This is a genomic window from Pseudomonas sp. MH9.3, from assembly GCF_034354675.1.
Classification (GTDB): domain Bacteria; phylum Pseudomonadota; class Gammaproteobacteria; order Pseudomonadales; family Pseudomonadaceae; genus Aquipseudomonas.
Genome location: NZ_CP133785.1, coordinates 147,659 through 171,744, shown reverse-complemented (window position 1 = coordinate 171,744; position 24,086 = coordinate 147,659). Strand labels below are relative to the sequence as shown.

General features: G+C 60.2%; 22 protein-coding genes, 1 tRNA gene and 1 pseudogene. 7 read left to right on the top strand and 17 right to left on the bottom strand.

Annotated features, from left to right (window positions below):
* Window positions 1-5: 5 nt before the first annotated feature.
* Entirely contained in the window at window positions 6-620 is a 615-nt protein-coding gene (locus RHM60_RS00780; RefSeq protein ID WP_322213281.1) for a TetR/AcrR family transcriptional regulator, read from the bottom strand.
* Window positions 621-794: 174 nt separating this feature from the next.
* On the opposite strand from RHM60_RS00780, the pseudogene RHM60_RS00775 reads away from it, so the two are divergent.
* Window positions 795-1,131, top strand: a pseudogene (locus tag RHM60_RS00775) (dienelactone hydrolase); the annotation flags it as partial.
* 175 nt (window positions 1,132-1,306) lie between these two features.
* On the opposite strand, the gene RHM60_RS00770 reads toward RHM60_RS00775, so the two are convergent.
* From RHM60_RS00770 to RHM60_RS00750, 5 genes are all read right to left on the bottom strand, one after another.
* Window positions 1,307-1,382 (bottom strand) — tRNA-Gly (locus RHM60_RS00770).
* 60 nt (window positions 1,383-1,442) lie between these two features.
* A complete protein-coding gene (gene pgsA / locus RHM60_RS00765; RefSeq protein WP_003232771.1) occupies window positions 1,443-2,003 on the bottom strand; it encodes a CDP-diacylglycerol--glycerol-3-phosphate 3-phosphatidyltransferase in 561 nt (186 codons plus the stop codon).
* Between the two features lie 32 nt (window positions 2,004-2,035).
* Window positions 2,036-3,859 carry an excinuclease ABC subunit UvrC gene (uvrC, locus tag RHM60_RS00760; protein WP_209980996.1) on the bottom strand — a complete coding sequence of 608 codons (1,824 nt, stop codon included), beginning with the start codon at window positions 3,857-3,859 and terminating at the stop codon, window positions 2,036-2,038.
* Between the two features lies 1 nt (window position 3,860).
* Window positions 3,861-4,502, bottom strand: coding sequence for a UvrY/SirA/GacA family response regulator transcription factor (gene uvrY, locus RHM60_RS00755; RefSeq protein WP_003190387.1), 642 nt, complete (start codon window positions 4,500-4,502; stop codon window positions 3,861-3,863).
* A 150-nt stretch (window positions 4,503-4,652) separates the two neighbouring features.
* Complete coding sequence (locus tag RHM60_RS00750) at window positions 4,653-5,036, bottom strand: helix-turn-helix domain-containing protein (RefSeq protein ID WP_209980994.1); 384 nt, start codon at window positions 5,034-5,036, stop codon at window positions 4,653-4,655.
* A 142-nt stretch (window positions 5,037-5,178) separates the two neighbouring features.
* On the opposite strand from RHM60_RS00750, the gene RHM60_RS00745 reads away from it, so the two are divergent.
* Complete coding sequence (locus RHM60_RS00745) at window positions 5,179-5,358, top strand: DNA-binding protein (protein ID WP_231421757.1); 180 nt, start codon at window positions 5,179-5,181, stop codon at window positions 5,356-5,358.
* A 34-nt stretch (window positions 5,359-5,392) separates the two neighbouring features.
* On the opposite strand, the gene RHM60_RS00740 is transcribed toward RHM60_RS00745, so the two are convergent.
* A complete protein-coding gene (locus tag RHM60_RS00740) occupies window positions 5,393-5,824 on the bottom strand; it encodes a GNAT family N-acetyltransferase (RefSeq protein WP_209980992.1) in 432 nt (143 codons plus the stop codon).
* Window positions 5,825-6,574 carry a carbon-nitrogen hydrolase family protein gene (locus tag RHM60_RS00735; RefSeq protein ID WP_322213275.1) on the bottom strand — a complete coding sequence of 250 codons (750 nt, stop codon included), beginning with the start codon at window positions 6,572-6,574 and terminating at the stop codon, window positions 5,825-5,827.
* Between the two features lie 611 nt (window positions 6,575-7,185).
* Between RHM60_RS00735 and RHM60_RS00730 the strand changes: the two genes are divergently transcribed.
* Together RHM60_RS00730 and dkgB are read left to right on the top strand one after the other, a co-directional pair.
* Window positions 7,186-8,271: a 3-deoxy-7-phosphoheptulonate synthase gene (locus RHM60_RS00730; protein WP_322213274.1), complete on the top strand. Its 1,086-nt coding sequence runs from the start codon at window positions 7,186-7,188 to the stop codon at window positions 8,269-8,271.
* A gap of 162 nt (window positions 8,272-8,433) precedes the next feature.
* A complete protein-coding gene (gene dkgB, locus RHM60_RS00725) occupies window positions 8,434-9,252 on the top strand; it encodes a 2,5-didehydrogluconate reductase DkgB (protein WP_209980986.1) in 819 nt (272 codons plus the stop codon).
* 2 nt (window positions 9,253-9,254) lie between these two features.
* Here dkgB and RHM60_RS00720 read toward each other — a convergent pair whose 3' ends face one another.
* From RHM60_RS00720 to RHM60_RS00685, 8 genes are all read right to left on the bottom strand, one after another.
* Window positions 9,255-9,671, bottom strand: coding sequence for a chemotaxis protein CheY (locus tag RHM60_RS00720; protein WP_209980983.1), 417 nt, complete (start codon window positions 9,669-9,671; stop codon window positions 9,255-9,257).
* Window positions 9,672-9,805: 134 nt separating this feature from the next.
* Window positions 9,806-13,399 (bottom strand): transporter substrate-binding domain-containing protein, encoded by a 3,594-nt coding sequence (locus RHM60_RS00715; protein WP_322213273.1) that lies wholly within the window; start codon window positions 13,397-13,399, stop codon window positions 9,806-9,808.
* A 36-nt stretch (window positions 13,400-13,435) separates the two neighbouring features.
* Window positions 13,436-14,062, bottom strand: coding sequence for a response regulator transcription factor (locus RHM60_RS00710; RefSeq protein WP_209980979.1), 627 nt, complete (start codon window positions 14,060-14,062; stop codon window positions 13,436-13,438).
* Window positions 14,063-14,358: 296 nt separating this feature from the next.
* Window positions 14,359-15,075: an MgtC/SapB family protein gene (locus RHM60_RS00705; RefSeq protein WP_057009078.1), complete on the bottom strand. Its 717-nt coding sequence runs from the start codon at window positions 15,073-15,075 to the stop codon at window positions 14,359-14,361.
* A gap of 93 nt (window positions 15,076-15,168) precedes the next feature.
* On the bottom strand, window positions 15,169-17,874 hold the full coding sequence (mgtA, locus tag RHM60_RS00700) for a magnesium-translocating P-type ATPase (protein WP_209980975.1): 2,706 nt from the start codon (window positions 17,872-17,874) through the stop codon (window positions 15,169-15,171).
* A gap of 656 nt (window positions 17,875-18,530) precedes the next feature.
* Window positions 18,531-18,875: an FKBP-type peptidyl-prolyl cis-trans isomerase gene (locus RHM60_RS00695; RefSeq protein ID WP_322213272.1), complete on the bottom strand. Its 345-nt coding sequence runs from the start codon at window positions 18,873-18,875 to the stop codon at window positions 18,531-18,533.
* A gap of 69 nt (window positions 18,876-18,944) precedes the next feature.
* Window positions 18,945-19,565 carry a hypothetical protein gene (locus RHM60_RS00690; RefSeq protein WP_122457676.1) on the bottom strand — a complete coding sequence of 207 codons (621 nt, stop codon included), beginning with the start codon at window positions 19,563-19,565 and terminating at the stop codon, window positions 18,945-18,947.
* Between the two features lie 120 nt (window positions 19,566-19,685).
* Window positions 19,686-20,654 (bottom strand): hypothetical protein, encoded by a 969-nt coding sequence (locus tag RHM60_RS00685; protein WP_322213270.1) that lies wholly within the window; start codon window positions 20,652-20,654, stop codon window positions 19,686-19,688.
* 196 nt (window positions 20,655-20,850) lie between these two features.
* On the opposite strand from RHM60_RS00685, the gene RHM60_RS00680 reads away from it, so the two are divergent.
* Both RHM60_RS00680 and RHM60_RS00675 read left to right on the top strand, forming a co-directional pair.
* Complete coding sequence (locus tag RHM60_RS00680; protein WP_322213269.1) at window positions 20,851-22,347, top strand: helix-turn-helix transcriptional regulator; 1,497 nt, start codon at window positions 20,851-20,853, stop codon at window positions 22,345-22,347.
* A gap of 103 nt (window positions 22,348-22,450) precedes the next feature.
* Window positions 22,451-22,723 carry a DUF1652 domain-containing protein gene (locus tag RHM60_RS00675; protein WP_057009068.1) on the top strand — a complete coding sequence of 91 codons (273 nt, stop codon included), beginning with the start codon at window positions 22,451-22,453 and terminating at the stop codon, window positions 22,721-22,723.
* A 95-nt stretch (window positions 22,724-22,818) separates the two neighbouring features.
* Here RHM60_RS00675 and RHM60_RS00670 read toward each other — a convergent pair whose 3' ends face one another.
* Window positions 22,819-23,127, bottom strand: a complete 309-nt coding sequence (locus RHM60_RS00670; protein ID WP_057009067.1) for an RcnB family protein — start codon at window positions 23,125-23,127, stop codon at window positions 22,819-22,821.
* Between the two features lie 394 nt (window positions 23,128-23,521).
* Here RHM60_RS00670 and RHM60_RS00665 point away from each other — a divergent pair, with 394 nt between their 5' ends.
* Complete coding sequence (locus RHM60_RS00665) at window positions 23,522-24,079, top strand: helix-turn-helix domain-containing protein (RefSeq protein WP_209980961.1); 558 nt, start codon at window positions 23,522-23,524, stop codon at window positions 24,077-24,079.
* Window positions 24,080-24,086 lie beyond the last annotated feature (7 nt).

Here is a 24,086-nt window from a genome sequence, read left to right as displayed (position 1 = left end):
CACAATCAGGGAGCGAGACTTCTCAGTATCAAGGCCGATAGGTGGGCAGGCGCCGTCGACACACTGTCCAGGTTGTACTGCAATTGCACCGGATTAATGTAGGGACGCATAACCAGGTGAATTGCTTGAACGGCTTCATCCAGCGGAGTTTTGCGCTCAAATTCACCAGACTCCCTGCCCTCAAGCAGAATCTGCTTGATCAACAGGCTGATTCGCTCGTCATGCGCAACTGCGGAGGGCCACTGATCACGGCCTGCCACCGCCGCAATGTCATACAGCTTGCGATCGTGAAAAAACAAGTCACTGCCCGCCTCGACAATCGAACGAAACAACCGGCGCAGCTTCTCGGAGGCAGTGGGTGCTGCACTGATTGCCGAGCTTACGATATCCATGATCATGGCCAGCCGATTCGAGCAGATGACCTCCCCGATGGCCTGCTTTGAGTCGAAAAATTTATAGATGTAAGCCTTTGAAAAACCGATAGCTTTGGCAAGGTCGGAGACCGTGGTTTTCTCGTACCCGTAGTGCCCGAAATGCTGGGTTGCCGCTTCGACAACCTGATCGCGAATGCTGTGATCGGATGGGCCGCGCGATGGCGGCGTCTTGATTTGATTAGTCATGTTTCCAGCTTAGCGCTGTGAGTACTCGTTGACAAATAGTGACGACTTTTAAATATAGTCACCAGCTTGATCAATTGTTGCGTGTCCACAGCCAGCTATTGACCCTGGCCCTGACGAACCACACGCTGAAGCCTCAATGGGTAACCAAGGAAGAACCGATGCCAGAACACACTTTTGGACCTGGGCCTGGCGCGCGGCGTCACCAGCGCCAGCTTGGCCGCCCTGCCGGTGCTGGCTCTGGTGATTGCGGGGGGGGTGCCAACGGAGGACATGTCGCCCGAATTGGAGTCCGCCGACAGGGTCAAGCGCATGCCTGAAACAACCACGCAGTATGTGGAGATTGGCGACGCCACGCACTTCAGCTTTAGGTCAATCTGCAGGCCGGGCGGTATGGCGTTGATTGAAGAGAGCTCGCCCGGGGATGGCTGATTTGCCGGGATGGTGAGGGGCTCGGCCGCGGGCAGTGATTCAGCAGATCAGCCGTTTTCTGGCGAAGTGGTTTCAGCATTAACCGATACGCAGGGCAATCGCTACTGATTACCACGGATGGAGACTGCGATCTCGGAGACATGCTGCCTACGCTATCCAGCGTCCGCTTTTAGCCGAAAGTAGCCTGTCAACCTGAGTACAGACATTTCTCAGGCAAAAAAAAAGCCACTCATCTGAGTGGCTTTTTTTTTGAATCTTGGAGCGGGAAACGAGACTCGAACTCGCGACCCCGACCTTGGCAAGGTCGTGCTCTACCAACTGAGCTATTCCCGCTTGGTGACGCGCATTCTATAGAATCCTCGGCGCTCGTCAACACCTTGATTCAAAAAAGTTTTATTTCTTTTCGACGGTAGTGCGCAGATGCGGCCAGGCAGCGCGCAGGTATTGGAGCATGGACCACAGGGTCAGGCCGGCGGCGATCAACAACAAGGCGTAGCCTGTCAGCACCCAGAAGGAGAAGTCCGACGGGTTGGCCAGCAGAATGACCAGCGCAAGCATTTGCGCGGCGGTTTTCCACTTGCCCATGTTGGAAACGGCAACGTGGGCGCGGGCGCCGATTTCGGCCATCCACTCGCGCAGGGCCGAGACCACGATCTCCCGGCCAATGATGACCGCGGCCGGCAGCGTCAGCCACAGATTGCCGTGTTCCTGCACCAGCAATACCAGGGCAACGGCCACCATGAGCTTGTCGGCCACGGGGTCGAGGAACGCGCCGAACGGCGTGCTCTGCTCCAGTCGGCGGGCCAGGTAGCCGTCGAGCCAATCGGTGGCGGCGGCGAAAGCGAACACGGAACTTGACGCCGCATAGCTCCATTCGTAGGGCAAATAGAACAACAGAATGAAAATCGGGATAAGCAGGACGCGTAGAACGGTGATCAGATTAGGGATATTCATCGGCACAACTGGCTACGAGGTGGAAAGGCATTCTATTCGCTGTGCAGGTTTGCATAAATCAGCTCAGCGAGCTTTTTACTGATACCGGGTGCTTTGGCTATTTCGTCAATGCTGGCACGGGACAGCTCCTGCAAGCCACCAAAATGTTTAAGCAGGTCACGTCGGCGCGTCGGCCCTACCCCTGCCACCCCTTCCAGGGTTGAGGTTCGCCGGGTTTTACCACGACGGGCGCGGTGGCCGGTGATGGCGAATCGGTGGGCTTCGTCGCGGATCTGTTGAATCAGGTGCAGCGCAGGTGAATCGCCCTTCAAGGTGAACTCATGGGCGGCATCATTCAAGTACAAGGTCTCGAAACCGGCCTTGCGCGTCGTCCCCTTGGCTACGCCGAGCAGGATCAGGTCCGGCACTGCCAGTTCATTAAGCACGTCGCGGGCCATCGACAGCTGGCCCTTGCCGCCGTCCACCAAGAGAATATCGGGCAGCTTGCCCTCACCTTCCTTCAGTTTGCTGAAGCGGCGCATGAGGGCCTGGTGCATGGCCGCGTAGTCATCGCCGGCCGTCACGCCTTCAATGTTGTAGCGCCGGTAATCGGATTTGATCGGTCCTTCCGGCCCGAACACCACACAGGAGGCCACGGTGGCTTCGCCGCTGGAGTGGCTGATGTCGTAGCATTCCAGGCGCTGTGGTGGCTCCTCGAGTTTGAGGACTTCGGCCAGCGCGTCAAACCGTGCGGCAACGTGCTGCCGATTGGCAAGGCGCGCGCTGAGGGCCTGTTCGGCGTTGGTCACGGCCAATTGCTGCCAACGCGCACGGGTGCCGCGTACGCGGTGGCTGATGTCCAGCTCGCGGCCACGCAGCTCGTGAATCGCTTCGATGAGCGTGGGGAAGTCTTCGTGTACCACGTTGACGATCAGCTCCGAGGGCAGATCGCGCTCCGGGCTGCTCACGTAGTACTGACCGAGGAACGCAGCCATGACTTCGGCCACTTCTTCGTCGATACCGGTTTGCGGGAAGAAGTTCTTGCTGCCCAGCACCCGGCCACCGCGAACGTTGATCAGGTGCACGCAGGCACCGCCGGGGTTGACGAAGGCGGCGATCACATCGACGTCGCCGGTGCCCCCCTCCATGCTTTGCTGATCCTGCACGCGACGCAACAGCGAGATCTGGTCGCGCAGTTCGGCGGCCTTCTCGAAATCCAGGGTACTGGCCGCCTGCTCCATGGCGCCGGAGAGTTCATCGGTGAGGGCATTGCTGCGCCCTTCGAGAAACATCACCGAATGGCGCACATCCTCGGCGTACTCCGCAGGCTCGACCAGGCCGACACAAGGCGCCTTGCACCGCTTGATCTGGTACTGCAGGCACGGTCGCGTACGGTTCTTGTAGAAACTGTCTTCGCACTGGCGCACAAAAAAGGTCTTTTGCAACAGGCTCAAGCTTTCACGAATCGCGCCAGCGCTGGGATAGGGTCCGAAATACTTGCCCTTCTGCTTCTTGGCCCCACGGTGAATACTCAGGCGCGGAAAGGCGCCATCGGATAAAAAGACGTAGGGGTAGGATTTATCGTCACGCAGCAGGATGTTGTAGGGCGGCCGCCATTCCTTGATCAACGTCTGCTCAAGCAGCAGCGCTTCGGTTTCGTTGGCGGTAATGGTGGTTTCGACCTGGGCGATACGCGCCACCAGGGCGGCGGTCTTGGTCGCCAGACCGGTCTTGCGAAAGTAGCTCGCCAGACGGTTCTTCAGGTTCTTGGCTTTACCGACATACAGCAGGCGCGCCTCGCTGTCGAACATGCGGTACACGCCGGGGCGGCCACTGCAGGTCGAGAGGAAGGCACTTGGATCGAACGGCGTGGTCATGTCAGGCGCTGGCGTCCACCATGCCGTGACGCACCGCAAGCAGGGTCAATTCAACATCACTGCTGATGGCGAGCTTCTCGAAAATGCGATAACGGTAGGTGTTGACGGTCTTGGGTGAGAGGCACAGCTTGTCCGAAATCGTCTGCACCTTCTGGCAGCCGACGATCATGAGGGCAATCTGGATTTCCCGCTCCGACAGCGCATCGAAAGGTGAATCACTGGTGGGCTGGAAAGACTTGATGGCCAACTGCTGGGCGATCTGCGGGCTGATATACCGCTGGCCGGCAAATACCAGGCGAATGGCCTGTACCATTTCTGCCAGGCCTGCGCCCTTGGTCAGGTAACCGGCGGCACCGGCCTGCAACAGGCGAGTTGGAAACGGGTCTTCCTCGCACACGGTGACCACCACGACCTTGATGTCCGGATGGCTGCGCAACAGTTTGGTCGTTGCCCCAAGCCCGCCGATTCCGGGCATCTTGACGTCCATCAACACCACATCGGGTTTCAACTCCCGGGCCTTGATCAGGGATTCTTCTCCTGATTCGGCCTGGCCGACTACTTGCAGGCCGTCGATGTCAGCCAGCATTCGTGTAATGCCTGTACGAACGAGATCATGGTCATCGACTACTAGCACCCTAATCAAGCAGACACCTCGCGAAATGGTCTTTATACATTGCCGAACACCTTAGCAAAAAACCAAGGCACAGACCTAGTTGCACGTGTCATATATGATTTTTTGGCGCCGCGCGCCTGTTCGTCGGATGACGAACGGCGCTTTTTCCTGGGTAAACCGTCAGGAATCCTGAAGCGGCTGCCTGGATTTGCCGTTCGCCGTAACTCTGCCGTTCACCTTAAGGGAGTGCTCAGCCAGGGTCGACGTCAGACGGCGGATCGCATCCTGGTCCTCCTTGAACATCGTGCGGTAATCACCCAACACTTTTTCTTCGATCTGGCTCAGATGCGCCAGTTGAATCGGCGTAGCGTTGCCCGTCAGCACGTAAAGCACGTCCACGCCTTTCTCCGCCACACGAGACAGGTAGTCGGCTTTAGGCGCCCGGCCGCCACTTTCATATTTACCTTGTGCGTTGGCCTCCACGCCGCCAATCTCACCAAAAACTTTTTGCGACATGCCAAGCCGCTCTCTTTCTTGCCTTAAACGTGAACTGATTCCACTCATTTGGATGCATGATCCTATTTGACCCCCCCCAAGAGATGAAACACTCACCGCTTGGTTAAACAAACTTGAACGGTTTTGAACTATGCCCGGAATTCGGACCGCTGCACAAGCCAAGGCCTGGCTGGAACACCAGTGAAAGTCTGTGCAAGCGTTCGTCCGTGAACAGGGTGTGGATCCGGCAACCACCTATCAAGTGTTCGCTGGGCGCAAAAAGGGGCGGCGTGGGGAGGCCCATAAGGTAGCGGTCCTTTTGGGCATGAAAGAAGGGATCATCCTTGCTGAGGCTGAGAGCCAGAACGAAGATCAGGAATTCGGTTCCTGAAGGCAGTATGCGCTTATTAGGATTTGACGCATGGTCAGCTTGCGCGGCAAATCTGCTCCATTCGCCAGAAACAATTCTCTTCACCGACGATGCTGAAGCCCATGCGCTGATAGAGCCTGCGCGCCGGGTTGGTCTTGAACACGGTCAACCGCAACAGGCCTGGCGCCTGCGCTTTTAACGCCATCTGTTGCAGCACCCAGCTTCCCGCACCCAGACCACGACAGCCCTCGATCATATGCAGCTCGCGGATATAGAGCGCCCGGCTGTCGCGACTCAGGCTGATAAAACCCAGGACATCGGCGTCGCGGCAAATCAACCAGTTTTCCCGATCTGCCCAGGCCATGTCGAAGCCTCTGTCAGACCACAGCAAGCCGTACTGCTGGTAGTAATTGTTCATGGCTTCGTGGGTGAGCGTGCGGGCAAAAGCCAAGTCCTGCTGCGTGGCTGCGCGAAAGTGAAAGGCCATTTACAGCGCCACCACCCGGCCAGCCCACTGGGCGCCATCACGATGGGCGATTACCAGTGCCTCGCCGATGCCAGGCGCAGCCACCAGCAAACGGCCATCCGCCGCCCAGATTGCGCTGCGCCCGGCACAGGCCCAGCCACCCGAGGGTCCACCATGGTTGGCCATCAACACCAGCAGTTTGTGTTCAACGGCATAGCCCTGCAACTGCGCACTGTCCCCTGCGTACCCTCCTTCGCTGATCAGCACACCGGCGGCATATATATTGGCACCTGACTGCGCCGCAGCAAGAGGATGACTGGCGCGGGAAAAGTCTGCACATACCGCCAGTGCGATTCGGTCGCTCCCCCATTCCAGAGCGGCACCACCTTGCCCTGCTACGAAGGCCACGTCTTCGCCGGGGTGCAAGTGCTGCTTGGTGTAGAGCGCCAGGCTGCCGTCCGCGCCCAGCACCAGCGCGCCAATCAGCACGCCTGCCTGCGGCGTCAATCGAATCGGCATGCCCACCACCGCCGTTATCTGAAGTTCGCGCGCCATTTCGCGCAGCGGTAACAGCAGCGCGTCCTCCGGAGCGATTGCCAGTTCAGCCGCCAACGAAGGCTCATACCCGGTCAACGACAGCTCGGGAAATATCAGCAATTGCACGCCTTGTTCAGCCGCCTCGCGCATGAGCGCCACATGCCGTTGGATATTCGCCGGCACATCGCCAGCAATGGAAATGGATTGCGCAGCAGCAAGGGTCAGGGCAGTCATGGTCGCATCCGATCAATCATCAACAGGCGACCAGCATATCGGCACTCACCCCATAGCGGTAAGTACCTGCGGGCAATAGAAATTACTGATTGAATCTGCCAGGGCGCCTCTAGTAAGCTCGGCACCATCATTTCGGAGAGCGACCATGCTGCAACTCACTCACCCTCAGGTTAGCCCGGCTGCCAGCGTCCAGCGCTCGGTTGCGGCTGCCCGCGTGAGCGGTTTGAGCGCGCTGGTCAGCTTTTATTTTGGGTATTGGTTTAGCCACTGGCGCGCCTGATACCTGAAATCGGCGCCCACTGTTCAAGGGGTCGCCTACCAGAGAAATCTAACCCCCGGTCGGCTCCCCGATCGGGGGTTTTGTTTTTTCAGCCCTTAACAACTTTGCACGTACACACAAGGAATCAAGCCATGAACTACGCCACCTATTACCGTTACGACACGTGCACTGCATGGCGATTTAGCCAGCTCCGCTCGGGACAGCCTGCCGCCTCCGATCGGTCACCCGCTGGTGGCAAATCCACACCCGTAGCCAACCCGGCCAATTGTCGAACACCCCAGTAGGCCAAGTGCGCGGGAATAGCCCGCCGCTTGCCCAGGAAGCCCTGAATATGAACTCCTCCGTCGCCGCCCTGCCCCTCCACGCCTTGACCTGCGCCAATGAAGCCCTGACCCGGCGCCTGCCCAGCGCGCTTGAACTCAAGCACCAGTTGCCCCTCAGTCCGTTCCTCAATGAACAGATCCACGCCCATCGCCAAGCCGTGCGCGCCATTCTCAATGGCGAAGACTCACGCTTGCTGGTGATTGTCGGCCCGTGTTCGATCCACGATCCGGCATCGGCCATGGAATACGCCCGCAACCTGAAGAAGCTGGCACTGGACGTCAGTGACCAGATGCTGCTGGTGATCCGCGCCTACGTCGAGAAACCCCGCACCACCATCGGCTGGAAAGGCCTGGCCTACGATCCGCACCTGGACGGCAGCGACGATATGGCCGCCGGCCTCACGCTGTCGCGCGAGCTGATGCGCGAAATGCTGCGCCTGGGCCTGCCGGTCGCGACCGAGCTGCTGCAGCCCATGGCAGCCGGCTACTTCGATGACCTGCTCAGTTGGGTCGCAATTGGCGCACGCACCACCGAATCGCAGATCCATCGCGAAATGGCCAGCGGCCTGGGCATGCCCGTGGGCTTCAAGAACGGCACCGACGGCGGCGTCGCCATTGCCTGTGACGCGATGCGCTCGGCCGCCCACCCCCATCGCCACTTCGGTGTCGACAGCCAGGGCCACCCGGCGATCATCCAGACCCCGGGCAACCCCGATACCCATCTGGTGCTGCGCGGCGGTCACCGCGGGCCGAATTACGATGCGCAGAGTGTAGAACAGGTAAAGCGAGACCTCGCCAACGCCAAGGTGGCCGCACGCGTCATGGTCGATTGCAGCCATGCCAACAGCGGCAAGGACCCGCTGCGTCAGCCGGCCGTGTTCAACGAGGTGCTGGAGCAACGCTTGCAGGGCGACACGTCGCTGATCGGCATGATGCTCGAAAGCCACCTGTTCGAAGGCTGCCAGCCGTTGAGCGCGTCGATGAAATACGGCGTCTCGGTAACCGACGGCTGCCTGGGCTGGACCGCCACCGAGCAATTGCTGCGCGGTGCGGCCGAACGCTTGCGCGCCCCCGCACACTCGCCTGACCGCTAAAGATCAAAGTCTGGGAGGGGGCTTGCTTCCTCCCACCGTTGATCGAGTCGCACCGCTATTCGTGCCACTCGGTCAACAGTCCTTTGCGGATTCAGCGGTTTTTCCAACGGAACGACGCGTGGATACTCGACTCCATTGTTCACACCCGTTCAGGAGCATCCGATGTCCATCCCAACGCAAAAAGTCCCCGCCTTCGGCCTTGGCACCTTCCGTTTGAAGGGCCAGGTGGTGATCGACTCCGTCAGCACCGGCCTGGAACTGGGCTACCGCGCCATCGACACGGCGCAGATCTACGAGAACGAAGCCGAGGTTGGTCAGGCGATTGCCGACAGTGGCGTGCCACGTGACGAGCTGTTCATCACCAGCAAAATATGGGTATCCAATTTCGCCCAGGACCAGTTGATTCCCAGCCTGCAGGAGAGCCTGCGCAAGCTCAAAACCGATTACCTGGACCTGACGCTGATTCACTGGCCGTCACCGGAAAACCAGGTACCCGTCGCCGAGTTCATGGGCCAGTTACTGGAAGCCAAGCGCCTGGGCCTGACGCGTCAGATCGGCATCTCCAACTTCACGGTCGACCTGATGAAACAGGCGATTGCCGCCGTAGGCGCGGAGAATATCGCCACCAACCAGATCGAGCTGCACCCCTACCTGCAAAACCGCAAGGTGGTGGAATTCGCCCACGCCAACGATATCCAGATCACCTCGTACATGACCCTGGCCTATGGCGAAGTGCTCAACGATCCGGTACTCAAGCAAATCGCCGAACGCCACCAAGCCACTGCGGCGCAAGTGGCGCTGGCCTGGGCCATGCAACTGGGCCACGCGGTGATTCCGTCGTCGACCAAACGCGCCAACCTTGCGAGCAACCTGAAAGCCCTGCAACTGACCTTGAGCGCGGACGACATGACGCAAATTGCCAGCCTGGAACGTGGCCATCGGTTGACCAGCCCCAAGAGCATCGCACCGCAGTGGGATTGAACTCAGGCAGCCGGCTTGCGGGACAACTCCCGCAGCCACGGTAAAACCCGCAGCCCCCGCGAAGCCCCAGGGGGATCGATGATGTCCATGAAGTGCTTGAGGTTGACCGTGTCCGGAACGCCGGGCAAACGTACCGGCAACGTCGACATTGCGCCGGCGGGTGCGGCGAGGTTCAGATGGTCGTACACCAACACATGACGGGCCTGGGGCTGGGGCCCGGTCGCCTGGGCCGCCAGTCCCGCATTGATGATCAATACATCGAAGGGCTCGGCCGGAATGCCCGTCAGGATCTGGACTTCTTCGAAGGTTTGCACCGGCAGAATGCGGTGATATCCCAGCTGATTGAGCATTCTCTCGATGTGCAGTCGTTGCAGGTGCTGTTCATCGGCAATCAGGATGGTCAGTGCTTTGTTCGGCATGTCGGGTACCTGCGCAGGCGGAGCTCGTCAGTGAGCGCGGCCCATTTTCCAGACATATCCCGCAGACAAAATCAGGCTTGTTCCCCCTTCGCGTAGGAGTTGTCCCAAACTTACCGAATGGCCATAAATCACAGTCAAGGCTGGTTGCAATAAGCATTCAAGCCGTGATGCACATCGTCAATCGCCACGCCTACCGCCTCTACCGCCGCAACCAGTGCGTTGCGCTCCTGGCGCAGGCAAGCCGCCTCCAGCGTGTCGCAACACGCGATCAGCACGTGGGCCCTGACCATGTGCGCGCCGCCTTTGACGCGGTGAGCCAGATCATGCAACGCGTGAAAGTCGAGCTCACTGTGCAGCCTCGAAAGCAGCGCGCGGTCAGTCTGCAGGCTGTCGAGCAACGGCGCCAGCAGCTCAAGCAGCGCGGCGCGATTATCGCCAGTCAGCGAGACCAGAGCGCCCAAGTCAACTACAGCGGCATGGCCCGCAGCTGACGCTTGATCGGTGAGCGCGGCCAACGCCGAGCGCAAGTCTTCGAGGCCCGCCGGTTTGAACAGGCAACCGTCCATGCCGGCCTCGCGACAGCGTTCGGTTTCTTCAGGTTGCGCATTGGCGGTAAAACCCAGCAGCAGGCATGGCACCCGGCCGTGCTCGCGTTCATACGCGCGAATATCACGGGCCAATGCGTAGCCATTCTTGAGCGGCATGTTGCAATCGGTGATGACCACATCCGCAGGTGCAGTTTTCCATAGCTCGAACCCCTGATTGCCCTCATCCGCAGTCCTGATTCGATGCCCCAGAAAGCTCAATTGACGGGCCAGCAGCACGCGGTTAGCCGGATAGTCATCCACCACCAGGATGTCCAATGCCTTAACCGGTTGCACCCGCGCGACCGGCGCCGGATGCTCGGTGGGTAACCGCGCGGTGCGGGCCAGCGTCACGACCACATCCACCCGCGTGCCCTTGCCCAGCACGCTGCTCAGGTGCAGTTTGCCCCCCATCATTTCACACAGGTTGCGGCTGATCACCAGCCCCAGCCCGGACCCGCTGCGCGCCGATTGCTCACTGTTGCTGCCCTGGATAAACGGGTTGAACAGGCGCTGCTGGTCTTGCGCACTGATGCCGATTCCGGCGTCTTCGACCCACAACTTGAACTCCAGTTGGTCAGCATCGCTGGTCGGCGAAACGCATCCTCCCAACCGCACCTGGCCCCGCGACGTAAATTTGATCGCATTGCTCAGCAAGTTGGACATCACCTGCTTGAATCGCAACGGATCAACCAGCACCGGGCAATCCATCAACGGATCCAGTTCCACCTGCAGCGCCAGGCCCTTGGACCGCGCGAGCCCTTCGAACACTCGCGCCACCGACAGCAGCAGTTCATGCAGATTGGCCGGCTCCTGGGCCAGCGAAAGGTGGCCGGACTCGATCCTGGCGATGTCCAGGATATCGCCGATCAACTCCAGCATGCCGCGTGACGCCACCGACGCCACCTGCAGGGCATCGCGGTCGGGGCGGCCCTGCTCGGCGTTCGCCAGGGCCAGCTCGATCATGCCGATCACCGCGTTCATGGGCGTGCGAATCTCGTGACTCATGGTCGCCAGGAACGTGGTCTTCGCGCGGTTGGCGGCGTCCGCATCTTCCTTGGCCTCCTGCAACTGACCGAGCAACCGTTGCCGTTCGCTCACATCCACCCAACCGGCAATCATGCCCACCACGTTCTCATCGCCATCGCGGTACGGCAGCATCCATTGGTAAATGGTCAGCACCTTGTTACCCGGCACCTTGAGGATTCTGTCGTGAATCTGCGGCACGCCGCTGGTCATCAGGCGCATGTAATCCTCATGGAACAGCTGCGCCTGGGGCGGGTTGCCGGTGTCGGTTTCGACCACGGTCTTGCCTATCACCTCTTCGAGCCTGAAGCCGAACACGTCGAGGTACGCGTTGTTGCAGGCCATCAACCGTCCCTGGCGGTCACGCACGTAAATAGGATGCGGCGTACCGTCGATCAACACGCTCATGAAGCGCATCTGATCGCTCAAGGCGCGCTCGGCCTGCACTCGCTTGCGGATGAGGCTGCGCAGATAAATGGCCCAGCCCAGGGTGATCACCAACAGCAGCGCAGCCAGGCCGAACCCTTGCAGGATGATGTTGCGATGACGCAGCCAGTAACTGTCCTCGATGATGACCTCATTGCGCCAATGGCCGATGATTTCATCCATTTCCTGCGGCGTGATGCTCAGCAGTGCCTTGTCGAGGATCGAAAACAGTTCCAGCTGGCTGCGGTTGACCCCGAAGGCGATACGCACGGGGTCCGAGCCGATCGTGCTGGTAACGCGCAGGCGGTCGCGGTAAGACCGAGCGATCATAAAGCGCGCACTGAGCAGCGAGTTGACCGCGCCCTCTGCGCCGCCATTGGCCACCAGCGCCAGCGCCTGTTCCGGGTTCTCGACGTCCACGAAACGGATACCGGGAAAGTTCTGCGCAATCGTATCGTGCAGGCCACTGCCGCCGATCAGCGCCAGGCGCTTACCCACCATGTCCTCCAGCGTAAGCGGGCTGCGCTCTTCGCCACGGGTCACCAGCACCAGCGGGTTGGTCAGATAGGGCCGGGTGAAACGAACCTTTTCGGCGCCCTCGACACTGGGCGTCACCACCGCCAGCATGTCCGCTCCGCCCGCACTCACCTGATCGATCTGCCGCGGGATCGAGCGGCCCGGCACGGTATCGAATTTCAGGCCGGTGCGCAGGCTGATACGGGACAGCAACTCGGCGCTCAGCCCTTCGAATTGCCCCTGGTCATCGATCAGAGACAGCGGCATGAACTTGTCGGGCACCGCAATCTTGACCCGTGGATGTTTCTCCAGCCAACGCTGTTCACTGGCACTCAATTGCAAGCGCTCGGCGCCGACAATCCCCAGGTTGCCGCCACTCCAGCGGCGCAGAATCTCCATTTGCTCGCTGGCCGGCACCACCGTCAGCGCAGCGTTGATAATTGCCAGCAACTGCTTGTTGTCACGCGTCAGGGCGAACGCAAACGGGCTGACTTCCAGGGTGGAAAAGTCCACCATGCGCACATTATTCAGATGGTTACGGTTGATCAGGTAATTGGTGCTGATGGCATCGCCCAGATACACATCGGCGCGACCGAACGCCACCGCGCCGATCGCCTCGAACGTCGAGGAAAACAGCTCCAAACGCGCATCGGGGTAAAAACCGCGCACCATTTCGGGTGGCAAGTAGTGATAAAGCATCGCCACGCGTTTGCCCGCAAGGTCGCTGGTCAGCGCCTGGCTGTCACCCGTGCGAGTGACCAGGGTCGGCTGGTCGTTGGCGTAGGCGCGCGACATCACCAGTTGCGGGTCTGCGGCTTCATAGCCATTGGCGGAACCGATGAAGTCCACGGCGCCCTGCTTGAGGGCTTCGATCACTTCATCGCGGGTCTCGTAGGATCGGACCTCGATGGTGACATTCAAGGCCTGGCTGATCAGCGCCGCAAAATCAGCGGTGATGCCCTGGAACTCACCATTGTTGTTCGTCAGGTCAAACGGCGCGTAATCGGGGGCGGAAATCCCCATCAGCAACGTGCGCCGCTCACGCAGCCAGCGCCAGTCGGACTCCTTCAATACCGGGGACGGACCATGAAAACTGGAATGCGCCAATAAACGCAGGGAGGATGGCTCGTCGAGAGCGGCCGCCACCATCGGCAGCCAGGCCAGTAACAGGGCCATGATGAAGGGGCGAATCCTGACGAACCTCATGTGCGGTCAGATCAAGTGGTTGCGCTGGGCAAATTTTGCGATGTGCACCACCGAGGACATACGCAACTTCTCCTTGAGGCGTGTCTTGTAGGTGCTGATCGTTTTATGGCTGAGCAGCATCTGCTCGGCAATCTGGTTGTTGCCCAGCCCCAGTGCGAGCATGCGCAGGACTTCCAACTCGCGATCAGACAGCGACTCCACCAGTTGCAGCTCGGTGGATTGCAAGTCGTCACGCCGTACCGAACTGCTCGGCAAGCTGGGAAAGCAGCTGTAATTGGACATCACCGCCTTGATCGCCTTCTGCAGCTCGTCCAGTTCACCGGTCTTGGCGACAAACCCCATGGCGCCGGCGCGCATGCAGCGGGCAGAGAAAAACTCCGCAAGGGACGCGGTCAGCACCAGCATCTTGCACGGCAAGCCCAGTGTCTTGACCCGACTGATCACCTCCAGCCCACCCAGCTTCGGAATGGACAGGTCAAGAATCATCAAGTCCGGGCGACCTTCCCGAGCCTTCTGTACCGCGTCCGCGCCATTACCCGCCTCATCGATCTCGGTGAAACCCTCCTGTTTGAGCAGGAACCGGACGGTTTGACGGATAAACGGGTGATCATCGACGATTAACGCTTTACTCATAACACTCCCCTGAGACGCCAGTACATTCACACATCACACGAAACGCAGGTACCTGTGAGAAATGACAGTTCCGACCGGCGGCACTGCGCTTGCTCAACACCGGGTCAGCCTGGTCCCCTCGATTGAAAGCATTTTCGGATAGGCACAGCCGATTTTTTGCCGCCGGATAGCAGCGAGAGCGCAACCTTAGCAACGTAATAACGCCTGAACCGAAGGGATATTCCTGACCACGCGTAGGACTTATCCTCGCAACGCCTGAAGAGCCGGCACCTTGGACGCGCCTTGCGCGCGCCCCGTCAGTCGGTGGTACTCGGACTCCAGAACGCCTGCACCACCAGGGTCGAGCCGGAAATACGCGCCACCAGCGCGTCCAGCTCGTCGCCATCCACCGATGTGGCGGCCAGGGTGGCCTCGATCTCCACTTCCTCGCTGCCGAACGGCCGCACATCAATGTCACTGGCCGGGTAATTGCAGCGCGCCAGCTCGGCTTCCAGCAACACCATCACCGCCTGTTGCTGGCTGCGCCGCGCGATGACATAGAGGATGTTGGTCACCTCGGCCGATACCACGTCCAGCGGTTGCCGGTTGATGTTATTGACGATCGGCCGCAGCAAGGTATTGGCGGCCAGCACGAACAGAGTTCCCAACAACGCTTCCAGAATCAGGTCGGCACCGGCACAGGCGCCTACCGCAGCCGAGCCCCACAACGTGGCCGCCGTGTTGAGCCCGCGCACATTGCCTTCTTCGCGCATGATCACGCCGGCCCCGAGAAAGCCGATGCCCGAGACCACATAGGCAACCACCCGCACTGCGCCTTCCGCACCGCCAAGACGGCTGGCCATGTCGACGAAGATCGCCGCACCCACCGCCACCAGCACGTTGGTACGCAGGCCCGCCGTGCGCTGACGGTATTGGCGCTCGAAGCCGATCAGGCCACCGAAGATAAACGCGGCCGTGAGGCTGACCAGGGTATCGATCAACGAATCGAGGTTAATGTTATGGATTGCCTGCATAAAAAATTTCCCTGTCTGCAGCCATTGATTAAAACGACGCTGCCCCTGTGAGAGCTGGCTTCCACAGGGGCAGGCAATGTTGCCAATAAAGTCTTACTGCCAGCCAAATTTACGGATGTAGTAGCCCTTCACCGCCTGGGTCAGCGCCATGTACGCCAGCAGAATCACCGGCAGGAACACGAAGTACAGCGATGGCAGCGCCTGCAGCTTGAAGTAATGCGCCAGCGGCCCCATCGGCAGGAAAATCCCCACGGCCATGATCACTCCGGTCATCACCATCAACGGCATCGCCGCACGGCTTTGCAGGAACGGAATTTTCGGGGTGCGGATCATGTGCACGATCAACGTCTGGGTCAGCAGCCCCACCACAAACCAGCCGGACTGGAACAGGGTCTGGTGGTCCGGGGTGTTGGCATCGAACACGTACCACATGAGGGCAAACGTGGTGATGTCGAAGATCGAACTGATCGGCCCGAAGAACAGCATGAAGCGCCCCACGTCCCCCGGCTGCCAGCGTTGCGGCTTGGCGAGCATCTCCTCGTCAACGTTATCGAACGGAATCGCGATCTGCGAAATGTCATACAGCAGGTTCTGCACCAGCAGGTGCATCGGCAGCATCGGCAGGAACGGAATAAACGCACTGGCCACCAGCACCGAAAACACGTTGCCGAAGTTGGAACTGGCGGTCATCTTGATGTACTTGAGCATGTTGGCGAAGGTACGACGGCCTTCGAGCACGCCCTCCTCGAGGATCATCAGGCTCTTTTCCAGCAGAATGATGTCGGCCGCTTCCTTGGCGATATCCACCGCGCTGTCCACCGAAATCCCGATATCGGCGGTACGCAGCGCCGGCGCATCATTGATGCCGTCGCCCATGAACCCGACCACGTGCCCGTTGGCCTTGAGCAGGCGCACGATGCGCTCCTTGTGGCTGGGTGTGAGCCTGGCGAACACATTGGTGGTTTCCACCGCCTTGGCCAGCTCGGCGTCGCTCATGTCTTCAATGTCATTGCCCATCAGCAAGCCTTGCTGTTCCAGGCCTACTTCGCGGCAGATCTTGGCAGTGACCAGTTCGTTGTCGCCGGTGAGTACTTTGACCGCAACACCATGCGCCTTGAGCGCCTTGAGCGCCGGCGCGGTGCTTTCCTTGGGGGGATCGAGGAACGCGACATAGCCGATCAGGGTCAGGTTGTTTTCATCCGCCAGGCTGTAGGTATCGCGACCCGGCGCCATAGGTTGTGCGGCCACCGCCACCACGCGCAGGCCTTCTTCGTTGAACGCTGCAGTGACCTGGCGAATACGCGCCAGCAACTCGTCGGTCAGCGCCTCGTTGACGTCACCGTGACGCACGCTGGTGCACACCGACAGGATTTCTTCCACGGCGCCCTTGCAGATTAACAGGTGCGGCAAGCCTTGCTCGGCGACCACCACCGACATGCGTCGGCGATTGAAGTCGAACGGAATTTCATCGACCTTGTGGAAGGCCGTGCCCACGTTCAACTCGCGGTGTACGTCCACGTGCTCCAGCACCGCCACGTCCAGCAGGTTTTTCAGCCCGGTCTGGTAGTAGCTGTTGAGGTAGGCCATTTCCAGTACGTCGTCGGAGTCCTCGCCCCACACGTCGACATGACGTGCCAGGAAAATCTTGTCCTGGGTCAGCGTGCCGGTCTTGTCGGTGCACAGCACGTCCATGGCGCCGAAGTTCTGGATCGCGTCCAGGCGTTTGACGATGACCTTCTTGCGCGACAGAAACACCGCCCCCTTGGCCAGGGTGGAGGTGACGATCATCGGCAGCATTTCCGGGGTCAGGCCCACGGCAATCGACAGCGCAAACAACAGCGCTTCGGTCCAGTCGCCCTTGGTGAAACCATTGATGAACAGCACTGCCGGCGCCATCACGAACATGAAGCGGATCAGCAGCCAGCTGACCTTGTTCACGCCATGCTGGAACGACGTAGTGGCGCGGTCGGTGGCCGTCACGCGTTGGGCCAGCGCGCCGAAATAGGTGCTGTTACCGGTCGCCAGGATCACTGCGGTGGCGGCGCCGGACACCACGTTGGTGCCCATGAACAGAATGTTTTCCAGGTCCAGCGGGTTGCGCGTGGCGGCGTCCTGCTGCTGCACGAATTTCTCCACCGGCATCGACTCACCGGTCATCGCCGCCTGGCTGACGAACAGGTCCTTGGCCGTGAGCACGCGGCAGTCCGCCGGGATCATGTCGCCGGCCGACAACACAATCAGGTCGCCCGGCACCAGTTGCTTGATCGGCAGCTCAATACGCTTGGCGGCATCGCGGCGCAGCACGGTCGCGGTATTGCTCACCATCGCTTTCAGCGCATCGGCAGCCTTGTTCGACTTGGCCTCCTGCCAGAAGCGCAGCAGGGTCGAGAGCACCACCATGGAGAAAATCACCGTGGCGGCTTTCATGTCCTCGGTCAGCCACGAGATCACTGCCAGCAAGGTCAGCAGCAGGTTGAACGGGTTCTTGTAGCAGTGCCACAGGTGCACCCACCATGGCAGCGGCTGCTCATGCTCGACTTCATTGAGGCCGTATTGCACGCGCAGGGCGTCGGCGTCCTGGGTGCTCAGGCCCTCGGCATGGCTGCCCAGCGTGCCGAGCAATTGCCCGGCATTACTGTTGGCGGCGGCCACCAGGGTTTGCGCCAACGTCGGCGGCACTTCACGGCTGACGCTGGCGTCGGTCACGGTTTCGAGCATCGCCAGGCGGCGAAAATGCCGGGCGATATGGCGGGTCCGCAGAAAGCCTGCGAAGAACTCTTTGAGCAGCGTGAGTTTCATGGTGTTACTCCTGCGCGAGGTAAAAACCCGTCGTGCAGGTACTGCCCTCTGCACCGCGCCCGTTTCACAGGCACAGACAGATTTGGCCCGCCTGCCGTAACAGGCAGGCGCGTCCGTAGCCTCCCGAGGTTAATCGGGTGGCTGGTCAGCGTCGATGAGAGAGGATCGAGGCAGGGCCAGGACTGGCCGCTACCGGGATGCCGCTTCTCGCTTTTTTGGCGAGACAACGGCATCGAAAAGAATGCGCGTTACCTTGCCAAGTACGTGCCGGTTACCGAGACCGGCCGACAACTGTCGCTCGAACAAGTACCCACTGAGGGTCTCCGCTATTGATGAAAACGCGCGAAGCTTACGCCCCGGTGCCGGCAGAGTAAACCGTAGGAAAGTGTCGAAATGGTGAATACGAAAATTCTTCAGGGTGGGTTCAGGAACCAATTTTCAAGCCCCTTGATCAATGAAAGCCCCCGCTAATTCCCCGACCTGGCGCTGTGGCGAGCGGGCTTGCCCCGCGTTGGGGTGCGAAGCGCCCCCTTCCAGAACGCGATATTGCGCAGCGGCTGGATGTGGGGCTGCTGCGCAGCCCAACGCGGGGCAAGCCCGCTCGCCACAACCACAACCACAACCACAGCCACAGCCACAGCCACAACCAACTGACCTCAATCCTCGCGCGTCAACACTTCCAGCAACTCAATCTCAAAGCGCAGGTTGCTGTTGGGCTTGATGTGCGCGCCCATCGACCGCTCGCCATACGCCAGGTGCGCGGGCACGAACAAGGTGCGTACGCCGCCCACTTGCATGCCCATCAGGCCCTGGTCCCAGCCCTTGATCACACGCCCGGTGCCGATCACGCACTGGAACGGCTTGCCCCGCTCCCAGGACGAATCGAACACCGTGCCGTCTTCCAGGGTGCCGGTGTATTGGGTGGTGATCAGCGCGCCCTTGACCACGGCTTTGCCAGTGCCCGGCCGCGTATCGGTGATCTGCAATTGGTCTTTGTTCATGGAGCCCTCATTGACGAATACGTGCGGCAAGTGCAGCAGCACCTGCGTGGGAACGATCAAGCGATCAACCTACAACCATCGCCAGAACCTGCTCCACCATCCCCGCCCCAGATCATCCTTGCACCCGGCATACTGGCGCGCATACATCTGCGAACGCGCCTGCACCTTGCCCGCCACCGGGAGCAGCCAGGGCTTGCCGGCGTAGGTGCGCTGGCGGTAGCCGCCCCAGCCTTCGTGGTAGTTCAGGTATTGGCCGTACGCGTCGTATTTGTAGACGCCGTTGATGGTGTAGGTCTTGTCCATGTACCAGCCGACGAAGTCGATGGCATCGTCGAAGTCTTCACGATCGGCGCCGCTGCGGCCGGTGCTTTTGCGGTAGTCGTTCCACACTTCATCCTTGGCCTGGGCGTAGCCGGATGCGGTAGAGACGCGGCCCCAGGGGATGATCCACAGCAGGTATTTACGCGGGGTCTTGGCGTCGTGGCGGAAACCCGACTCCTGATACATGATGGCGAACGGTACTTCGATTGGCACGCCCCAGCGCTTTTGCGTGACCTTGGCGGCGTCGTACCAGTCGTCCTTTTCGCGGAAGATGGCACACAGGTCATTGGGACTGCGCGGCGGCGAGGTGCCGCACGCGGCCAGTAGGGAAGTGAGGACCAACAGTCCGACAGCTTTGCCTGCGCTCAAGGGGCACCTTTGCGTGATATGCGAAAGGCGCCCATTTTACGCACTCATTGACGTCGATGCCGACTGCTCATCGCGTCTCCAGCGCCGGCGCCACAACCGTGGCGCAAGCACTGGCTTGAATCAGGCCAATGGCACGCGACGGCTGGTCAGTGCGAAACGGCCTACGAAGAAGCTCAAGGCAGCGCCCAGCAACAGCATCGCCAAAGTGCTCCAGGCAGCGCGCGACAGTTGCTTGGCGGCCACTTCACCGGCTTCGCGGGCTTTCTGCTCGGCTTGCTGCTTCAGTTCTTCAACCTTCTGCATGGCTTGCTGATAAGCCTGGGCATAGTTGTCGACGATCTGGGTAGCTTCTGCCTTGCTCTTGCCAGTGCGCGCAGCAACGATATTGACCAGTGCTTCCTTATCGGCAGCGTTCAGCGCCGGTTCGCCCGAAGCCTTGACGCGTTCGAACCACTGCTTCAACTCATCGCCGGCCTGGGCAGGATTGTTCGCAGCATCGGTTGCCGACTGCTTGCCATCAGCAGCGGCCTGATCGGTTTTCTGCTCGACGTTGGACGGGTCCAACTCAGGCTTGCCGGTCTGCTTGAGCAAGGTGTCGAGTTGACCCTGCAGGCTGTTCCAGTCCAGCTGGATGCCCTGCTCGTTCAATTGCTGCTTGATGCTGTCACCGATGCCCGGTGCGGCGGCGGCGATACCGCTACCGGCAGCCGACAGGCCTTTGCCCACTACATTGCCGGCAGTGCCGACCACGCTTGAGGCCAAGCCGGCCAGCAGCCAGGTGGTGAACAGGGTGGTCAGGGTCCAGGTCAGCACGCCGTGCAGACCGCCGCGATCCGGCGCAGTACGCCCGGCCACGAATGCACCGACGGCGATCGCCACCAGCGTCGAAACGAACAGCCAGATCCCGGCACCGGTGCCGAAACCACTCAGCGGGTTACCCGCTTCCATCGGGTTGACGGCGCTGGCGCCGATTGCAGTGCCGAGCACGCTCAAGACCAGATAGGTCACCAGTGCAATTGCACTACCGGCCAATACCGAGCTCCAGGACACGCGAAACAACGAACGGTTGGTTTCATAGACAGTGGTCATACAAGAGGTCCTTCACAAGTTATAGAAGCAAGGCAAAGTGCCTTGATCTTGTGAGTGTGGCGAAACGACATACGTTCAGTCTTGGCCCATCTGCACTATCCGCACTGGTGCATTCGCACCTGAACGGGATCATTTTTTCTGCACGTTCACGAACCTCCCCTGTCGTAGTTTCATGCACTTAAAAATCGGAGAGCCCATGACACAGGACGTTCTTGCCAAAGAAACCAACCGCCGCCAATTGCAGCAGATCATCTCGGGCTTATCCGATGGCGTGATCCTGGCCGAGGTCGACCAGACCATCCTCTGGGCCAACGAAGCCGCGCTGGCCATGCACGGCGTCGGCGATGTGATGGGCCTCGGTAGCGACGGCCGGCAATACGCCGAACGCTTTGCTCTGCGCTATCGAAACAATCACCCGGTGCAGGCGGACAACTACCCCCTCGCCCGAGCCGCCGCCGGCGATGAATTCAGCGATGTGGTGGTCGAAGTCACGTCCACCGCCGACCCGGACAAAACCTGGGTGCACCGCCTGCGCAGCCTGGTGATCGCCGATGCCAAGGGTGAGCCTGAATTGCTGGTGCTGATCCTCAGCGACGCCACCGAGTGGGCCAGCGCCGAACAGCGCTTCGAAAAAACCTTCAACGCCAACCCGGCGCCCGCCGTGATCTGCCGCCTGAGTGATCTGCGCTACATCAAGGTCAACCAGGGTTTTTTGGAAATGACCGGCTACAACCGCGACCAGGTCATCGGCAAGTCCGTGTATGAACTGGACGTGTTGGAGCAGGCCGAGCGCAAGGACCTGGCCATCCAGCGCTTGGGGGAAGGCGCGACCATCCCGCAAATGCAGGCCGAACTCAAACTGCCAGAAAGCGGCAGCAAACTGGTGATCGTCGCCGGGCAGCCGCTGGACATGAACGAGGAAGACTGCATGCTGTTTTCCTTCATGGACCTGGAGCCACGGCGCAAGGCGGAAATCGCCCTGCGCCAGAGCGAGGAACGCTTTGCCAAATCCTTCCGCCTCACGCCCGTGCCGACGCTGGTGTGCAATGCCGCCAACCGCCAGGTGGTAGACGTCAACGAAGCGTTCATGAACATCACCGGCTATATCAGCCAGGAGCTGATCGGCAAGGCCATCGAAGACATCGACTTTATCGACAGCGCTTCAGCCGGCGCGCAGTTGTTCGCGACCCTGGAAAAGGTCGGCAACCTCGACGGGCAAGAGTTGAAAGTGCGCAAAAAAGGCAATGAAGTGATCGACTGCGTGGTGTCCGCCGACACCGTGAGCATCGAAAACGTGCCCTGCTACCTGCTGGTGTTGATGAACATCACCGAACGCAAACGCTCGGAGCTGGAACTGGTGGCAGCCATCGAAGAAGTGATGCAGGACGCTTCGTGGTTCAGCCAGACCCTGATCGAGAAGCTGGCCAACGCCAAAAGCGTCAACAGCCCCAACCTGCCGAACGTGACCTTCACCGACCTGACCGCGCGCGAACGCGATGTACTGGGGCTGATCTGCGAAGGCCTGGCCGACAAGGAAATCGCCTCGCGCCTGAAGCTGGCGCCCAATACCGTGCGTAATCATGTGGCCACGGTGTATTCCAAACTGGGGGTGCACAGCCGCAGCGCAGCGATCGTCTGGGCCCGTGAACGCGGACTGTTTGCCGGAGAACTGCGCCTGAAAAACAAGCCTTAGACATGCAAATGCACTAGTGCCTCTAGTGCGAATTCGCCTTCTGGCGCGGGGGAGCGATCAATAACCTTGAAGGGACCGCATTGAATGCCCTGAAGGAAAATGCATGCTCACCGTCTCTCAATTGCGCAATTGCATCGAGGAAGGCCTGTTGCCGTTAACCTGTGAGTTCACCCTGTGCCGGGATGCGTCACTGACCCTCAAGGTCTACGACGCCGAGACCGGCCGGGTGGACCTGGTCGTCACCGGAATTACCACCAACCGGCTGCATACCCCGGAGGAAGTGACCAGAATGGTCGAAGAGTTGCGCTACGAACTGCAAAGCAACACCGTGGGCAAGCTCACGCTGGATGATTGGCCGTCAATCACGCCCCGATAAAACAGCACACCCTCTCCCGACGATAAACTCCCCCCATCTGTAGGAAGGTAACGCGACCCTTGCGGCCGGTTACCTTGATGCAGGGCGCTGCGCGATTATTTCTTCGCCGGGGTGATCTCAAGAATGGTGCCGTTGGTGGTCTTGAGCAGTACGTACTTGTCGGCCGCCTTAGCCCACTGGTTGTTTTCACCTGGGTCCTTGAGGCCACGTTTTTTCCAGTCTTTTACCGCCGATTCCTCGCGCATCAGGATATCCGGCGCGCGGTCGCCCTCTTTCAAGTCACGGGCATTGATGTTGGAAGGCTGCACGGTTTCCTGGGGGGTATCACCGGCCTGGGCCACAAAGCTGGCGGTGGACAGGCTTGCAGCAACGAGAACGCAGGCAGCTAGGGATCTGGACTTCATGGGTGCTCCTTCAATTAATGACGCGTACCCAGATTCCGACCGCAGCCGCGTGGAATCATTCAGGCCATGTTTTTGTGACAAGCGGGCTTGCCCAGATGCCGCTCAATAAAACGCAAATTCCCTGTGGCGAGCAGGCTTGTCCTGCGTTGGGCTGCGCAGCAGCCCCAAAGCCAGGCGCTGAGCCGTATCAGGTACACCGCGTTTTGCTCGATTGGGGGCGCTTCGCACCCCAACGCGGGGCAAGCCCGCTCGCCACAATAAGCCCACACATTTTCCTTAACTGAACGGCATTAGGGCAAGCCCGCTCGCCAAGGTTCGGCATCGATCCTTGGCACGGGTTGCCTGCATGAAATTTATCCTGTAATTTTTCATGAAATTTATCGACATTAATTTCATGACCCAACAAGAAGAACTCGCCACCCTCGCCGCCCTGATCCACGATCTGCGCAAGCACAAGAAACTCACACTCGCTCAGCTGGCGCAAAAGATCGAGCGATCCGTAGGGTTTCTGTCCCAGGTGGAGCGCGGCCTGTCGCGCCCGACCGTGGCGGACCTCACCGCCATCAGCCATGCCCTCGACGTGCCCACCACCTATTTCTACAGCCTGCCCAAGCCCAAGGCGGTGGACTGGGTCACGCGCCCCAACGAGCGGCGCACGGTGTATTACGCCAATGGCATTACCGACATCCTCGTCTCGCCGAGCATGAACGGCGCCTTCTCCATGCTCGACAGCCTGCTGGCGCCCGGCGCCAACAGTGGTGAACAGAGCATGAGCGACCGCGCCGAGCAGGCCGGCTTCGTGCTCGAAGGCGAGTTGACGCTGTGGGTGGAGGGCGAGGCCGACAGCGTCACCCTCGGCCCGGGCGACAGTTTCCACCTGGCCAGTTTCGCCCACTGTCGCTACGCCAACCTTACCGATGTGCCTGCCCGCGTGCTGTGGGTGTACAACTAGGAGCAAC

Coding starts and splice junctions, on each gene's coding strand:
- RHM60_RS00780 (WP_322213281.1), bottom strand. CDS start 620: ATGACTAATCAAATCAAGACGCCGCCATCGCGCGGCCCATCCGATCAC.
- pgsA (WP_003232771.1), bottom strand. CDS start 2,003: ATGAATATCCCTAATCTGATCACCGTTCTACGCGTCCTGCTTATCCCG.
- uvrC (WP_209980996.1), bottom strand. CDS start 3,859: ATGACCACGCCGTTCGATCCAAGTGCCTTCCTCTCGACCTGCAGTGGC.
- RHM60_RS00750 (WP_209980994.1), bottom strand. CDS start 5,036: ATGAGTGGAATCAGTTCACGTTTAAGGCAAGAAAGAGAGCGGCTTGGC.
- RHM60_RS00740 (WP_209980992.1), bottom strand. CDS start 5,824: ATGGCCTTTCACTTTCGCGCAGCCACGCAGCAGGACTTGGCTTTTGCC.
- RHM60_RS00735 (WP_322213275.1), bottom strand. CDS start 6,574: ATGACTGCCCTGACCCTTGCTGCTGCGCAATCCATTTCCATTGCTGGC.
- RHM60_RS00730 (WP_322213274.1), top strand. CDS start 7,186: ATGAACTCCTCCGTCGCCGCCCTGCCCCTCCACGCCTTGACCTGCGCC.
- dkgB (WP_209980986.1), top strand. CDS start 8,434: ATGTCCATCCCAACGCAAAAAGTCCCCGCCTTCGGCCTTGGCACCTTC.
- RHM60_RS00720 (WP_209980983.1), bottom strand. CDS start 9,671: ATGCCGAACAAAGCACTGACCATCCTGATTGCCGATGAACAGCACCTG.
- RHM60_RS00715 (WP_322213273.1), bottom strand. CDS start 13,399: ATGGCCCTGTTACTGGCCTGGCTGCCGATGGTGGCGGCCGCTCTCGAC.
- RHM60_RS00710 (WP_209980979.1), bottom strand. CDS start 14,062: ATGAGTAAAGCGTTAATCGTCGATGATCACCCGTTTATCCGTCAAACC.
- RHM60_RS00705 (WP_057009078.1), bottom strand. CDS start 15,075: ATGCAGGCAATCCATAACATTAACCTCGATTCGTTGATCGATACCCTG.
- mgtA (WP_209980975.1), bottom strand. CDS start 17,874: ATGAAACTCACGCTGCTCAAAGAGTTCTTCGCAGGCTTTCTGCGGACC.
- RHM60_RS00695 (WP_322213272.1), bottom strand. CDS start 18,875: ATGAACAAAGACCAATTGCAGATCACCGATACGCGGCCGGGCACTGGC.
- RHM60_RS00685 (WP_322213270.1), bottom strand. CDS start 20,654: ATGACCACTGTCTATGAAACCAACCGTTCGTTGTTTCGCGTGTCCTGG.
- RHM60_RS00680 (WP_322213269.1), top strand. CDS start 20,851: ATGACACAGGACGTTCTTGCCAAAGAAACCAACCGCCGCCAATTGCAG.
- RHM60_RS00675 (WP_057009068.1), top strand. CDS start 22,451: ATGCTCACCGTCTCTCAATTGCGCAATTGCATCGAGGAAGGCCTGTTG.
- RHM60_RS00670 (WP_057009067.1), bottom strand. CDS start 23,127: ATGAAGTCCAGATCCCTAGCTGCCTGCGTTCTCGTTGCTGCAAGCCTG.
- RHM60_RS00665 (WP_209980961.1), top strand. CDS start 23,522: ATGACCCAACAAGAAGAACTCGCCACCCTCGCCGCCCTGATCCACGAT.